Origin of the sequence: Terrisporobacter mayombei (assembly GCF_020748465.1) — a bacterium.
GTDB lineage: Bacteria > Bacillota > Clostridia > Peptostreptococcales > Peptostreptococcaceae > Terrisporobacter > Terrisporobacter mayombei.
The window spans coordinates 1-527 of the sequence record NZ_JAHZMP010000102.1; the positions used below are offsets into that span (position 1 = coordinate 1).

1 protein-coding gene is annotated in these 527 nt (G+C 27.7%); it reads left to right on the top strand.

Features of this window, described 5'->3' with window-relative positions; translation table 11 throughout:
- Window positions 1–232: histidine kinase (locus K0039_RS22745; RefSeq protein WP_331476807.1), on the top strand; the 232-nt coding region annotated here is incomplete at its 5' end.
- Between the last annotated feature and the right edge of the window lie 295 nt (window positions 233–527).

Sequence of the window (527 nt, forward strand, 5' to 3'; positions counted from 1 at the left end):
TCCAGATAAGGCTAGAGAGTTAATAATAAATTTATCAACTTATCTAAGATATAATCTTGAATATAGTGATAATTTAATTGATATAAATAAAGAGATTGAACAGGTTAAATCTTTTGTAGAGATAGAAAAGGCTAGATTTGGAGAGTTGCAAACAGTATCTTATGATATAGAAGATGTAAATATAAAGATTCCAAGTTTAATTATACAGCCACTAGTGGAAAATGCAATATAACATGGTATTTTAGAAAGTGGTAGAGCTGGTGAAGTAAAAATATCCATAAAAAAGTTGCCATAATCATTAGAAAATACTGTGAGAATATAAATAGAGGATAATGGTATAGGCATAAGTGAGGAAATTATAAATAATGTATATCAAGACAATATGCCAGAAAATAAAATTGGGCTTTATAATGTACATTTAAGGCTTAAACTGATGTATGGAAGAGGGCTTAATATAAGAAGAATAGATAATGGGACTTTGATAGTATTTTATGTAAAGGAGTAGAAGTATGAGAGCTATAATAGTG